We start from the raw sequence: 13,502 nt of genomic DNA on the forward strand, positions 1-13,502 counted from the left end.
GACCACCGGACATTCTTGTTTTCGTTCGTCGCAGACCGCGGCGCTTCCATGAGATGTGAGGTAGGTATGGTCCGGAACACAATCACCCCAGTGCAGATCGCCAGGGCATTGAGTGCAGCCAGGGAGTGGCGCTGATGTCCAGTCTGGCAGATGCAATCGTCCACAGTGATTTGGACGTCGCTCCATTGTTGTTGCCCGCGCAAGTGCTGCGCAACGACGCGCAAGCCCTCAAAGCGGCCCATGAGCTGGCGCAAGTCGCGCGTCTGCAAGCGTCCAAACGCGACCGGCAGCGCAAACTGCCGTGGTCGGAAATCGAACAGTTCACCCGCAGCGGCCTGGGCAGCATTACCATTCCGCACGAATACGGTGGCCCACAGGTTTCCTTCGTCACTCTGGCCGAGGTTTTCGCGGTCATTTCCGCGGCGGACCCGGCATTGGGACAGATCCCGCAGAACCAGTTCGGCATCCTCAACCTGGTGCTCGGCAGCGCCACCGAGGCGCAGAAAAAACAGCTGTTCAAAAGCGTACTGGAAGGCTGGCGCATCGGTAACGCCGGGCCGGAACGCGGCAGCAAAAACACCCTTGACCTCAAGGCGCGCATCACCGCCGATGGCGATGGGTTTGTCCTCAACGGGCAGAAGTTTTATTCCACCGGCGCACTGTTCGCGCACTGGGTTGCGGTCAAGGCGCTCAATGACGACGGCAAGCAAGTGCTGGCCTTCGTGCGTCGTGGTACGCCGGGGTTGCGCATCGTTGATGACTGGTCCGGCTTCGGCCAGCGCACCACCGCCAGCGGCACCATTTTGCTCAACAACGTGCGGGTGGACGCCGAGCTGGTGGTGGATAACTGGAAGATCAACGACAAGCCGAACATTCAGGGCGCGGTCTCGCAACTGATTCAGGCCGCCATCGATGCCGGCATTGCCCGTGGCGCCATCGACGACGCCATCGAATTCGTGAAAACCCGCGCTCGCCCGTGGATCGACGCCAATGTCGAGCGGGCCAGCGATGACCTGTACGTGATCGCCGACATCGGCAAGCTGAAAATCGAGCTGCATGCCGCCGAAGCACTCTTGCGCAAGGCCGGGCAGGTGCTCGATCAGGTTAATGCCGTGCCGCTGACCGCCGAGTCCGCCGCCCATGCTTCGATTGCCGTGGCCGAAGCCAAAGTGCTGACCACCGAAATCTCGCTGCTGGCCAGCGAAAAGCTTTTCGAACTGGCCGGCAGCCGCGCCACCCTCGCCGAATTCAACCTCGATCGCCACTGGCGCAATGCTCGCGTGCATACGCTGCACGACCCGGTGCGCTGGAAATATCACGCAGTCGGCACCTACCGCTTGAACGGTACTTTACCGGCCCGCCATTCCTGGATCTGACGACCAGACATCTGGAGAAAAACATGTCAATTTCTCAACACGTCGCGGTCATCACCAGCGATGAGCAAGCCCTGATCGTCGCCAGCGACCTGGCCGAAGATTTCAAACGCGACAGCGCCGTGCGCGACCGCGAACGCCGTTTGCCACACCCGGAGCTCGAAGTGTTTTCCCGCTCGGGCCTGTGGGGCATCAGCGTGCCAAAGGAATATGGCGGTGCTGGCGTTTCCAACGTGACCCTGGCCAAAGTCATCGCACTGATTGCCCAGGCTGATGGTTCGTTGGGCCAAATCCCGCAGAACCATTTTTATGCCCTCGAAGTGCTGCGGGTGAATGGCAGCGAAGAGCAGAAAAAACGCCTGTACGCCGAAGTGCTGGCCGGTCAGCGCTTCGGTAATGCGCTGGCGGAACTGGGCACCAAAACTGCTCACGACCGCGTCACCAGCCTGACGCGCGATGGCGGCGGCTATCGCATTAACGGTCGCAAGTTCTACGCCACCGGCGCGATCTACGCACAACGCATCCCGACCTCGGTGGTGGATGAAAATGGCGTGCAGCAACTGGCGTTCGTCCCGCGCGACAGCACAGGCCTGACTGTCATCGACGACTGGAGCGGCTTCGGCCAGCGCACCACTGGCAGCGGCTCGGTGGTGTTCGAAGATGTATTCGTCGCCGCCGAGGACGTGATTCCCTTTCAAAGCGCTTTCGAACGCCCGACTCCGGTCGGCCCGCTGGCGCAGATTCTTCACGCTGCCATCGACACCGGCATTGCCCGCGCAGCCTATGAAGACGCGTTGCATTTCGTGCGCAGCAAAACCCGGCCGTGGATCGACGCCACCCATGAAAAAGCCACCGACGACCCGCTGACGATCAAGAGCTTCGGCCACTTGAGCATTCGCCTGCACGCTACCGAAGCGCTATTGGAACGCGCCGGTGAATTTCTCGACAAGGCTCAGGCCGTTACTAACGCCGAGACCGTTGCCGCCGCGTCGATTGCAGTCGCCGAAGCCCGGGCCATCAGCACCGAAATCTCCCTCGCCGCCGGCACCACACTGTTTGAATTGGCCGGCAGCCAGGCAACGCTGATTGAGCACGGTCTGGATCGCCACTGGCGCAACGCCCGGGTGCACACGCTGCACGACCCGGTGCGCTGGAAGTACCACGCGGTCGGCAACTACTACCTCAACGATGAAAACCCGCCACTACGGGGGACCATCTGATGGGCGACGCGAAAAAGAAGATCCTGCTCAACGCGTTCAACATGAACTGCATCGGGCACATCAATCATGGCTTGTGGACGCATCCACGGGACACTTCGACCCAATACAAGACCGTCGAATACTGGACCGAACTGGCGCAACTGCTGGAACGCGGGCTGTTCGACGGTTTGTTCATTGCCGACATCGTCGGTGTTTACGACGTCTACCAGAGCTCGGTCGACGTGCCGCTGAAAGAGTCGATCCAGTTGCCGGTCAACGATCCGCTGCTACTGGTCTCGGCCATGGCCGCCGTCACCAAAAACCTCGGTTTCGGCCTCACCGCCAACCTGACCTACGAGCCGCCGTACCTGTTCGCCCGACGCATGTCGACGCTGGATCATTTGAGTCGTGGTCGGGTCGGCTGGAATATCGTCACCGGTTATCTCGACAGTGCCGCCAAAGCCATGGGCCTGAGCGAACAGGTCGAGCATGACCGCCGTTACGACCAGGCCGATGAGTACCTGGAAGTGCTCTACAAACTCTGGGAAGGCAGCTGGGAAAACGGCGCGGTCCTCAACGATCCGCAGCAACGGATCTACGCGCAACCCGAGAAAGTGCATAAGGTCGAGCACAAAGGCGAGTTCTATCAGGTCGAGGGTTATCACCTGTGCGAACCCTCGCCGCAGCGTACGCCGGTGCTGTTCCAAGCTGGCAGTTCCGATCGCGGTTTGCTGTTCGCCGGGCGTCACGCCGAGTGCGTGTTTATCAGTGGCCAGAACAAGCCATCGACCAAGGTGCAGGTGGACAAGGTCCGCGCCAGCGCCGTCGAGGCCGGGCGCAATCCCGAGGACATCAAGGTGTTCATGGGGCTGAACGTGATTGTTGGAGCGACCGAAGAACTCGCTTGGGCCAAGCACGCCGAGTACCTGAGCTACGCCAGCGCCGAAGCGGGTGTGGCGCATTTCTCGGCGTCCACCGGGATCGATTTTTCCGGATACGCCATCGACGAACCGATCCAGTACGTGAAGAGCAACGCGATCCAGTCGGCGACCAAAAACCTGCAAAACAACGACTGGACCCGACGCAAATTGCTCGAGCAACACGCGCTCGGCGGCCGCTACATCACTGTGGTCGGCTCACCTGAACAAGTGGCCGATGAGCTGGAATCATGGATCGCCGAAACCGGCCTCGACGGCTTCAACCTGACGCGGATTGTCACGCCGGAAAGCTATGTGGATTTCATTGAGCTAGTGATTCCGGAGTTGCAGCGACGTGGGTCGTATAAGACGGCTTACGACAACGGCAGCTTGCGGGAAAAGCTGTTTCGAAGAGAGGCGCATTTGCCTGAGCAACATACTGGTTCGGCTTACCGCCGCTAAAAGCATCGCTGGCAAGCCAGCTCCTACAGTGGATCTGTGGTGTTCACAAAACACCTGTAGGAGCTGGCTTGCCAGCGATGAGGCCCAAACAAACACCCCAAATTTACGCCCTGACTGGAAAAAACCATCATGACCAAGAACCACTTCTCTCACCCAGTCAAAGCACTGGCCCTGGCGCTCGGCCTGTTCAGCTCGGCGGTGTTCGCCGCCGACGCGCCACTGAAAATCGGCACCACCGCCGCCTTCGCCATCCCCCTGGAAGCGGCGGTAGAAGAAGCGGGCAAACAAGGCCTGAAAGTCGAGCTCGTCGAGTTCACCGACTGGATTGCCCCGAACGTCAGCCTCGCCGCCGGCGACATCGACGTTAACTACTTCCAGCACATCCCGTTCCTGGAAAACGCCAAAAACGCCTCCGGGTTTGACCTGGTGCCGTTCGCCCCGGGGATCATCAACAACGTCGGCCTCTACTCGAAGAAATATAAAAGCTTCGACGAACTGCCGGAAGGCGCAAGCGTCGCCATCGCCAACGACCCGATCAACAGCGGTCGTGGTTTGCAGTTGTTGGCCAAGGCTGGCCTGATCACCCTCAAACCTGGCGTCGGCTACAAAGCCACCGAAGAGGACATCATCGCCAACCCGAAAAAAATCAAAATCCTGCAAGTCGAAGCCGTGCAACTGGTACGCGCCTATGACGACGCCGATCTGGTCCAGGGCTACCCGGCCTATATCCGCCTGGCGAAGACCTTCGATGCCGGTTCCGCGCTGCTGTTCGACGGCCTCGATCACAAGGAATACGTGATCCAGTTCGTGATCCAGCCGAAAAGCAAAACCGACCCGCGCCTGATCAAGTTCGTCGACATTTATCAGCACTCCCCGGCCGTTCGCGCTGCCCTGGATAAAGCCCACGGCAAGCTCTACCAAGCTGGTTGGGAGAGCTGAGGATGACGGCAGCCACGCAACTGCGACTGGAAATTCCAGAGCCAAAAAATGCTGAACAGACCGAACTGCACCCAGAGCTCAATCGTGCCCACGTGCGCTTCATCGGCCTGGGCAAAACCTACGAAGGCCAGCAAGGCCCGGTGGCCGCCCTGCACGGCATTGACCTGGCGATCCAGCGCGGCGAAGTGTTTGGCATCATCGGCCGCAGCGGTGCCGGCAAATCGTCGCTGATCCGCACCATCAACCGCCTCGAACAACCGACGTCGGGGCGCGTGTTGATCGATCAGGTCGACATTGGCGAGTTCGATGAAGACCGCCTGGTGGCGTTGCGTCGGCGCATCGGCATGATCTTCCAGCACTTCAATTTGATGTCGGCCAAGACGGTTTGGCAAAACGTCGAATTGCCGCTGAAAGTCGCCGGTGTACCCAAGGAAAAACGCGAGCAGAAGGTGCGTGAACTGCTGGAACTGGTCGGCCTGCAAGGCAAACACAAGGCTTACCCGGCGCAACTGTCCGGCGGCCAGAAACAGCGCGTCGGCATCGCCCGCGCGCTGGTCCACGACCCGGCGATTTTGCTCTGCGACGAAGCCACTTCGGCGCTGGACCCGGAGACCACGCAATCGATCCTCGGCCTGCTGCGCGAGATCAATCAGCGCCTGGGCCTGACCATCATTTTGATCACCCACGAGATGGCAGTGATCCGCGAGATCTGCGATCGCGTTGTCGTCCTCGAGCATGGCCGAATCGTCGAGCAAGGCCCGGTGTGGGAAGTGTTCGGCAACCCGCAGCATGAGGTCAGCAGAACCTTGCTCGCGCCGTTGCAGAATGCCTTGCCGGCAGAGCTGCAAAGCCGTTTGCAAGCGCAACCCAAATCGCCGGATAACGCCGTCGTCCTGCGCCTGCAATTCACCGGAACGGCGCAGGACGAACCCGACGTCGCCGCCCTGTTCAACGCCCTCGGCGGCCGCGTGCGCTTGTTGCAAGGTGGCGTGGAACGGATTCAGGGCCACGCCCTCGGGCAACTGCTGCTGGCGGTGACAGGATCATCCCTTGGTGCCGAAGAATTGCGTCAACGCGCCGGCCAGTGGGCGCAACAGGTAGAGGTAATGGGTTATGTGGTTTGATCGCTTGCTGCAAGGCTTTATCGACACGTTCCTGATGGTTGGCATGTCATCACTGATCGCGCTGCTGGCGGGCATTCCGTTGGCGGTAATCCTGGTCACCAGCTCCAAGGGCGGCATTTACGAAGCCCCGGCGCTGAACCGCGCATTGGGCGCGTTCGTGAACCTGTTCCGCTCGATCCCATTCCTGATTTTGATGGTGGCGCTGATTCCGTTCACCCGCTTGATCGTCGGTACCACCTACGGTGTGTGGGCCGCCGTGGTGCCGCTGACCATCGCGGCTACGCCGTTCTTTGCGCGTATTGCCGAAGTGAGTCTGCGCGAAGTCGACCACGGTTTGATCGAAGCGGCGCAAGCCATGGGCTGCCGTCGCCAGCACATCGTTTGGCATGTGTTGCTGCCTGAAGCGCTGCCGGGGATTGTCGGCGGTTTCACCATTACCCTGGTGACCATGATCAACTCCTCGGCCATGGCCGGCGCGATTGGCGCAGGCGGGCTGGGGGACATTGCCTATCGGTATGGCTATCAGCGGTTTGATAGCCAGATCATGCTGACGGTGATTGTGTTGCTGGTGGCGTTGGTGGCGATCATCCAACTGGGCGGAGATCGGTTGGCGCGAGGACTGAACAAGCGCTAAATCCTTGGTCCGTCGGGAGCTCCCTCGCCACAGATTGCGCGGCCTCAATTCTCATGGCGTATATTCGGCAGATTCCAATAGCCTGTGCAGCCGACCATGAAACAAACCTCCGACGACCTCGACAAAATCACCGCAACTACCTTGGGTCACTACAACTCGGTGGCCGAGGGTTTTCGCGAAGGCACCCGCGATCACGATGTCAGCCAGAACATCGATGCGCTGCTGCGACACATTCGGGGTGAGGTGCCGTTCGACATTCTCGATTTTGGCTGCGGACCGGGTCGCGATTTGCAGACCTTCACCCGCATGGGCCACACAGCGGTCGGCCTTGATGGCTCGGAAAAGTTTGCGCAGATGGCGCGGGAGGACAGCGGTTGCGAGGTCTGGAAGCAGGACTTTTTGAAACTTGATCTGCCTGCCGGGCGCTTTGACGGGATCTTTGCCAACGCGGTGTTGTTTCACATTCCGCGTCAGGAATTGCCGCGGGTGTTGAAGGAGCTTCTCGGGGCGTTGAAGCCTGGGGGTGTGTTGTTCAGTTCCAATCCTCGGGGCGACAATCAGGAAGGCTGGAACGGGCCGCGTTATGGGGCGTATCACGATCTTCAGGCGTGGCAGCAATTGCTGACCGAGGCGGGGTTTGTGGAGCTGGAGCATTACTACCGGCCGGCGGGGCTGCCGCGGGAGCAGCAGCCTTGGTTGGCAAGTGTCTGGCGTAAGCCTGCGTAGCCATCGCGGGCGCCATCGCCAGCAGGCTGGCTCCCACAGTGGATCGCATGCACCTGTGGGAACCAGCCTGCTGGCGATGAGCGCACAGCGTTCGCCTTACCGCACTTCTTTTTTCGGCTCGTGAATCCTGTACCAGGCCACATACAGCGCTGGCAAAAACAGCAGCGTCAGCAGGGTGGCGACAATGATCCCGCCGATCATCGCGTAGGCCATCGGCCCCCAGAACACTTCCCGGGCAATCGGGATCATGCCCAGGCTCGCCGCCGCAGCAGTCAGAAGAATTGGGCGTCGTCGATGTTCGGTGGCCTCCACCACGGCATCCCAGGGTGAAGACCCTTCCGCCACGAACGCGTCGATCTGGGTCACCAGGATCACCGAGTTACGGATGATGATGCCGATCAGCGCCAGGATGCCGAGGATCGCCACGAAGCCCATCGGCGTTCCCGTCGGCACCAGCGCCAGCACCACGCCAATCAAGCCAAGCGGCGCGACGCTGGCCACCAGGAACATCTTCTGCACGCTGTGCAGCTGAATCATCAGGAAAGTGGCCATCAGGAACACCATCAACGGCACGACCTGGTTGATCGGCCCTTGGGCCTTGGCGCTTTCCTCCACCGTACCGCCCGTGGCGACCTTGTACCCTGCCGGCAAACCGGCGGCGAAGGTGTCGATGTCCGGCCTCAGCAGTTTCACCAGGTCGGTTGGCTGGATATCACCGACCACCGCGGTCTTGATGGTGATCGTCGGTTTGCGGTCGCGACGCCATACCAGCGGTTGCTCCAACTCGTAACGCACGGTGGCAAACGCCAGCAGCGGAATCGAGGTGCCACCCGGGGTGAGGATCTGCAGGTTCTGCAGGGTTTCCGGCGAACCCCGTTCGGCGTCCACCGCGCGACCGACCACGTTGATCAGGTAGATGTCATCGTCGACTTGAGTCACGGTCGAACCGCTGACGATGCCGTTCATCAGGTTCGCCACGTCTTCGGACGACAAGCCAAGTTGCCGTGCCTTGTCCTGGGCGATGTCGATGCGCAGTACTTTGCCGGGCTCGTTCCAGTCGTAAATGATTTCGCCGACGTGCGGGTTTTTGTCCAGCACAGTAGCCAGATCGATGGCGTGCTTGCGTACCTGGTCGATGTCCGGGCCACTGACGCGATACTGGATCGGCCGGCCCACGGGTGGCCCCATCTCCAGCGCTTGCACGAAACTGCCGATGCCGACGAAGTCTTGCCGCAGGCGCTCACGCAGGCGCTCACTGAGGGCTGTGCGCGTCTCGAAGTCTTTGCTGACGATCACCAGCTGCGCGTAGTAAGGGTTCTGCAGTTGCTGGTCGAGGGGCAGGTAGAAACGAATCGCGCCTTGGCCAACGTAGGTACTCCAGCGCACGATGTCGGGATCGCCCTTGAGCGTCGCTTCAAGCTTGTCCACGGCTCGGCGGGTTTCATCGATGGAGGCATTTTGCGGCAGGTTCAAGTCCACGAGAATTTCCGGGCGATCCGAGGCCGGGAAGAACTGGTTTTGCACAAAGCGCATGCCGAAAACCGACAAACCGAAAATCAGCACGGTGATGCCAATCGCCCACCAGCGATTGCGCATGCACCACAGCAGCCCGCCATTGAAGGCGCGTCCCAGGCGCCCTGGCTCGGCCGAGTGCGGTTTTACATTGACGCTGAGGATGTGCACACCGATCACCGGGGCGAACAGCACCGCCACCACCCACGAGACCAACATGGCCACGGCAATCACCGCAAACAGGGTGAAGGTGTATTCACCGGCCGAGCTGCCATTGAGACCAATGGGTACGAAACCCGCCACCGTCACCAGGGTACCCGTGAGCATCGGGAAGGCGGTCGAGGTGTAGGCAAAGGTCGCGGCTTGCTCCTTGGTGTCGCCCAACTCCAGGCGCGAGACCATCATCTCGACCGTGATCATCGCGTCATCCACCAGCAGGCCCAGTGCGATGATCAGCGCACCGAGTGAAATCCGCTGCATGGTGATGCCGCTGTATTCCATGAACACGAACACCATCGCCAGCACCAGCGGGATCGAGCACGCCACCACCAGACCTGCACGCACGCCAAGGCTGATGAAGCTGACCACCAACACGATCACCACGGCTTCGAACAACGCGCTGGTGAAACCGCCAACGGCTGCCTCCACCACCACAGACTGATCGGACACGTTGTGCACGCCAACGCCCACCGGCAGATTGGCCGTCAGTTCGCTCACGCGCTGGTGCAGGGCCTTGCCGAACTCCTGAATGTTGCCGCCCGCTTGCATGGCAATGGCCAGGCCGATGGCGGGTTGGCCATTGAATCGAAACTCCGGCGTCGACGGGTCGACGTAACCACGCTGTATGTCGGCTATGTCGGCCAGGCGATAGAAGCGATCATTGAGGCGCAAATTGACATCGGCCAGATCCTTCTCGGAAATGAACTGCCCGGACGTGCGCACGGAGATCCGCTCGGGACCGGCCTCGATCACCCCGGCCGGGGTCACGGCGTTCTGGGTTTGCAGGCTCTGCACCACCTGGGCTTGATCGATACCCAGCGCCGCCAGCTTGCGGGTCGAGAAGTTCAGAAAGAGCACTTCGTCCTGCTGGCCGACCATTTCGACCTTGCCCAGGCCCGGCACGCCGCGGATCTCTGCGCGCGCCTGCTCGACGTAGTCTCGCAACTGGCGCAGCGACAGGCCGTCGGCGGTAAAGGCGTAGATCGAGCCAAACACGTCACCGAACTCGTCGTTGAACGACGGGCCTTGAATACCCTGGGGGAAGGAGTAGCGAATGTCGGTGATCTTCTTGCGCACCTGGTACCAGATTTCCGGAATGTCCTTGGCCTTGGTGGTGTCGCGCAAGTACACATAGACCGTCGACTCGCCGGGGCGGGTGTAGCTTTTCACGTAGTCGAGGGAATCAAGCTCTTCGAGTTTTTTCTCGATACGGTCGGTGACCTGCTTGAGGGTTTCCTCTTGAGTCGCACCGGGCCAGCGGGTCTGGATCACCATGGTTTTGATGGTGAACGACGGGTCTTCCTCGCGGCCCAGATTGATGTACGAGAACACGCCCATCAGCAGCGAAACGAACATCAAATACCAGACAAACGACTGATGTTTGAGCGCCCATTCGGATAAGTTGAAACTCCCTTTCATTGTGGGCTGCCCTCATCGACTTTCACTTTTTGCCCCGGTTTGAGGCTGTTCACACCGGCACTGACAATTCGTTCACCGGATTTCACGCCACTGGCCACGACCACCGTGGTGTCCGTGCGGCTGACAACGCTGACGTCCCGCGGGGATACGGTTTTTTTCTGTTGATCGATGACCCAGACGCGCGATTTCCCATCGACATCCTGCAGTGCGGTGATGGGCAATTCGATACGCGGCTTGATCGCCGAACTCAAGGTGACGCTGATCGCCGTGCCCAGGCGAAAGCCCTCTGGCGTTTCAGCCAGGGACAGGCGGGCGCGGCGGGTGCGCGTGGCACTTTGTGCCTGGGGTTCGATTTCGCGGATGACCGCGGTGGTGTTAATGGCAGGGTTGAGTTGCGCGGCGACCAGGAACACCACGTCGCTGGGCAGTTGGTCGACCAGCGTGTCCGGCAGGTCGATCACCGCTTCCTTGATGTCTGGCTGTGCCAGGGTGACCACTTGCTGCCCGGCCGTCACCACTTGCCCGGCCTCGGCACTCCACGCGGTGACCACCGCTTTGTGATCGGAGCGCAACTCGGTGTAGCCCAGTTGGTCCTTGCTCTGGTTGACTGCCGCCCGGGCCTGGTCGAGGGAGGCTTGGCTGGTTTTAAGATCCGTGATGGCTGAATCGAGCTGAGCCTGCGAACCGACTCCACGATCAAACAAGGCCTGCTGCCTGCGGGCGCTGGCCTGCGCATTGATGAGTTGTGCCTGTATTTTCGCCAGATCGCCCTCGGCTGAACGCAATTGATTCTGCTGGTCGGAAGGATCGAGGGTGGCGAGCAGCGTGCCTTTCTCGACCTCGGCCCCGACATTGACGTTACGACTGGCGATTCGCCCACCCACACGAAACCCGGTATTGCTCTCGTAGCGCGCCTGAATGCTCCCGGCGAAACGACCCAGGTCCTCTTCGTTCAAGGCCTGGATCTTGATCGACAGCACCGGCCGTACCGGCTCCGGCGGTGGCTCGCTTTTGGAGCAGGCGCTCAACACCAGCCCGATGGACAATGCCCATAAAGGCTTCATGGCTTGGCTCCCCAACTCAGGTCCTTGTAGGTATTTTCGGCAATTTCGACGACCATGCCCGGGTGCAGCAATTGCCCGCCAGCGACGACCACTTTTTCCCCGCCCTTCAATCCGCCATTGATGATAACCTTGCCGGTCAGGTAACGGCTGACCGTGACCGAGTGCAATTGCGCCTGCCCTTTGTCGTCGACAATCCAGACAGCGGGCTCACTGATATTTTTGGTCAGCGCCGACCACGGCAACTCGACGACGGACTTGCCCGCCCCCCTGACCGTGGCACTCACCACCGAACCCAATTGCATGCCATCGGGCAGGCTGTTGAGGCCGACCTTGACCTGCACGGTGCCGGACTCCGCCGACACTGACGGGGTGACTTCACGAACGGTGCCGGTGGTCTTGATGGCTGGGTTATCGAGCAAACTCAGGACAATGGTTTGATTCGTCGGCTTCTCGGCCAGCAATGATTCATAGACGTTGAACACCGCATCCCGGTCGCCGTCCCGGGCCAGGCCGAAGATCGGCATCGTCGCCTGCACCACTTGACCGACTTCCCCCTGGCGGTCGGTGATGATCCCTGGCGCATCGGCGATCAGCGCCGTGTAGCTGAGTTGATCCTTGGCGTTGGCCAATTGCGCCTGGGCAGCGCTCAACGCGCTCTGGCTGCTGCGCAAAGCCGCCTGCGCCGAGTCGTATTCGCTCTGGCTGGTATAGCCCTTGGGCAAGAGTTTCTGCTGCCGCACGAACGCCGCGGCGTTCTGCTTGACCAACGCCTGTTGTGCGACCACTTGCGCCTGGGCCGAATCGACATTGGTCTGCAAATCCTTGGGGTCGAGGCGGGCCAATACCTGCTTGGCCGTCACCCGGTCACCGACGTCGACCGAGCGCTGGATGATCTTGCCGCCGACGCGGAAAGACAACTCGGTCTGTACACGTGCCTGGACGTCACCGGTCAGGGTTACCGAAGGCGCGAAATTTGCCGGTTCGACGACTTGTACGAATACCCGCGGCAGGTGTTCGGGTATCGGTTTTTCTTTTTCGCAAGCACTCAGCAAAGCCAGGAGGCTCAGGCCAAGCGCAATTTTCAATCCGGGACCAGCCATGCAGACTCCTTTGCGTTTAACGGGCGCGATTCGTCTGTCAGCTTAGAACAGGGTTACAAGAGCGCCCACTGTGGGGTCAAATAAAGTCCAGTTCCCGGAGGCAGGACGCTTTCCATGCTTAAAACCCTGGCAGTAGCCAACTACCGCTCAATCAACAAACTGGTGATTCCCCTTGGTCGCTTGAATCTGATCACCGGCCCAAATGGCAGCGGCAAATCCAATCTCTACCGTGCGTTGCGCTTGCTGGCGGAAACCGCTCAGGGCGGCGTGGTCAATGCCTTGGCGCGCGAGGGTGGACTGGACTCGACCTTCTGGGCCGGACCGCAAACCATCAGCCGACGCATGCGCAATGGCGAAGTCCCGATCGAGGCGACGGTGCAACGCGGTGTGAAACGTCTGCGGCTGGGGTTTTGCGGGGAACACTTCGGTTACTCGATCAGCCTGGGTCTGCCTGATTCCAACGGTGATTTCATGTGCGTTACTTGCTGCTGGTCGCGGCGCTGTTGACACCTCGACCACCCACATTGATGGTGCTGAACGAACCGGAAACCAGCCTGCATCCGGACCTGCTGCCGGCACTGGCACGCTTGATCATCCGCGCATCGGAGCAGTGCCAGGTGTGGGTGGTGTCCCACGCCCGGCGGTTGATTTCGGCGTTGCAAGAGGATCCGGAATGCAATTGCATCGTGCTGGAGAAAAACCTGGGCCAGACCGGGATCGTCGGGCAACGGATGCTGGATGAGCCGGCGTGGTATTGGCCGGATTGAGCGGTACCTGAGAAATCCAATCGCTGGCAAGCCAGCTCCTACAGGAT

General features: G+C 60.6%; 10 protein-coding genes and 1 pseudogene. 8 read left to right on the plus strand and 3 right to left on the minus strand.

Annotated features, from left to right (window positions below):
- The first annotated feature begins 134 nt into the window (after nucleotides 1-134).
- The 7 genes from ABVN21_RS22325 (at nucleotide 135) to ABVN21_RS22355 (ending at nucleotide 7,374) form a co-directional block, all read left to right on the plus strand.
- Nucleotides 135-1,376 (plus strand): SfnB family sulfur acquisition oxidoreductase, encoded by a 1,242-nt coding sequence (locus ABVN21_RS22325; RefSeq protein ID WP_339553635.1) that lies wholly within the window; start codon nucleotides 135-137, stop codon nucleotides 1,374-1,376.
- A gap of 23 nt (nucleotides 1,377-1,399) precedes the next feature.
- Complete coding sequence (locus ABVN21_RS22330) at nucleotides 1,400-2,593, plus strand: SfnB family sulfur acquisition oxidoreductase (protein WP_339553636.1); 1,194 nt, start codon at nucleotides 1,400-1,402, stop codon at nucleotides 2,591-2,593.
- Nucleotides 2,593-3,951 carry an LLM class flavin-dependent oxidoreductase gene (locus ABVN21_RS22335; protein ID WP_339553637.1) on the plus strand — a complete coding sequence of 453 codons (1,359 nt, stop codon included), beginning with the start codon at nucleotides 2,593-2,595 and terminating at the stop codon, nucleotides 3,949-3,951. The genes ABVN21_RS22330 and ABVN21_RS22335 overlap by 1 nt, the downstream gene beginning before the upstream one ends.
- A gap of 129 nt (nucleotides 3,952-4,080) precedes the next feature.
- Entirely contained in the window at nucleotides 4,081-4,890 is an 810-nt protein-coding gene (locus ABVN21_RS22340) for a MetQ/NlpA family ABC transporter substrate-binding protein (protein WP_339553638.1), read from the plus strand.
- A gap of 2 nt (nucleotides 4,891-4,892) precedes the next feature.
- The gene (locus ABVN21_RS22345; RefSeq protein WP_339553639.1) at nucleotides 4,893-6,014 is read left to right on the plus strand and encodes an ATP-binding cassette domain-containing protein; all 1,122 of its coding nucleotides are present in this window, start codon (nucleotides 4,893-4,895) and stop codon (nucleotides 6,012-6,014) included.
- A complete protein-coding gene (locus ABVN21_RS22350) occupies nucleotides 6,004-6,648 on the plus strand; it encodes a methionine ABC transporter permease (protein WP_339553640.1) in 645 nt (214 codons plus the stop codon). Before ABVN21_RS22345 ends, ABVN21_RS22350 begins: the two co-directional genes overlap by 11 nt.
- A gap of 96 nt (nucleotides 6,649-6,744) precedes the next feature.
- Nucleotides 6,745-7,374, plus strand: coding sequence for a class I SAM-dependent methyltransferase (locus ABVN21_RS22355; RefSeq protein ID WP_339553641.1), 630 nt, complete (start codon nucleotides 6,745-6,747; stop codon nucleotides 7,372-7,374).
- Nucleotides 7,375-7,470: 96 nt separating this feature from the next.
- Here the strand turns inward: ABVN21_RS22355 and ABVN21_RS22360 are convergent, their stop codons facing one another.
- Genes ABVN21_RS22360 through ABVN21_RS22370 form a run of 3 tightly spaced genes read right to left on the minus strand, consistent with a single transcriptional unit; the run spans nucleotide 7,471 to nucleotide 12,688 of the window.
- Entirely contained in the window at nucleotides 7,471-10,524 is a 3,054-nt protein-coding gene (locus ABVN21_RS22360; protein ID WP_339553642.1) for an efflux RND transporter permease subunit, read from the minus strand.
- On the minus strand, nucleotides 10,521-11,588 hold the full coding sequence (locus tag ABVN21_RS22365; protein ID WP_339553643.1) for an efflux RND transporter periplasmic adaptor subunit: 1,068 nt from the start codon (nucleotides 11,586-11,588) through the stop codon (nucleotides 10,521-10,523). Before ABVN21_RS22365 ends, ABVN21_RS22360 begins: the two co-directional genes overlap by 4 nt.
- The gene (locus tag ABVN21_RS22370) at nucleotides 11,585-12,688 is read right to left on the minus strand and encodes an efflux RND transporter periplasmic adaptor subunit (RefSeq protein WP_339553644.1); all 1,104 of its coding nucleotides are present in this window, start codon (nucleotides 12,686-12,688) and stop codon (nucleotides 11,585-11,587) included. Before ABVN21_RS22370 ends, ABVN21_RS22365 begins: the two co-directional genes overlap by 4 nt.
- 114 nt (nucleotides 12,689-12,802) lie before the next feature.
- Here ABVN21_RS22370 and ABVN21_RS22375 point away from each other — a divergent pair.
- Nucleotides 12,803-13,455, plus strand: a pseudogene (locus ABVN21_RS22375) (AAA family ATPase).
- Nucleotides 13,456-13,502 lie beyond the last annotated feature (47 nt).

Origin of the sequence: Pseudomonas sp. MYb327, assembly GCF_040438925.1 — a bacterium.
In the GTDB taxonomy this organism is placed as follows: Bacteria; Pseudomonadota; Gammaproteobacteria; order Pseudomonadales; family Pseudomonadaceae; genus Aquipseudomonas.

Excerpts from the sequence above, each read along its gene's own strand:
- ABVN21_RS22340 (WP_339553638.1), top strand. The coding sequence starts at position 4,081 with ATGACCAAGAACCACTTCTCTCACCCAGTCAAAGCACTGGCCCTGGCG.
- ABVN21_RS22350 (WP_339553640.1), top strand. The coding sequence starts at position 6,004 with ATGTGGTTTGATCGCTTGCTGCAAGGCTTTATCGACACGTTCCTGATG.
- ABVN21_RS22335 (WP_339553637.1), top strand. The coding sequence starts at position 2,593 with ATGGGCGACGCGAAAAAGAAGATCCTGCTCAACGCGTTCAACATGAAC.
- ABVN21_RS22365 (WP_339553643.1), bottom strand. The coding sequence starts at position 11,588 with ATGAAGCCTTTATGGGCATTGTCCATCGGGCTGGTGTTGAGCGCCTGC.
- ABVN21_RS22330 (WP_339553636.1), top strand. The coding sequence starts at position 1,400 with ATGTCAATTTCTCAACACGTCGCGGTCATCACCAGCGATGAGCAAGCC.
- ABVN21_RS22370 (WP_339553644.1), bottom strand. The coding sequence starts at position 12,688 with ATGGCTGGTCCCGGATTGAAAATTGCGCTTGGCCTGAGCCTCCTGGCT.
- ABVN21_RS22355 (WP_339553641.1), top strand. The coding sequence starts at position 6,745 with ATGAAACAAACCTCCGACGACCTCGACAAAATCACCGCAACTACCTTG.
- ABVN21_RS22325 (WP_339553635.1), top strand. The coding sequence starts at position 135 with ATGTCCAGTCTGGCAGATGCAATCGTCCACAGTGATTTGGACGTCGCT.
- ABVN21_RS22345 (WP_339553639.1), top strand. The coding sequence starts at position 4,893 with ATGACGGCAGCCACGCAACTGCGACTGGAAATTCCAGAGCCAAAAAAT.
- ABVN21_RS22360 (WP_339553642.1), bottom strand. The coding sequence starts at position 10,524 with ATGAAAGGGAGTTTCAACTTATCCGAATGGGCGCTCAAACATCAGTCG.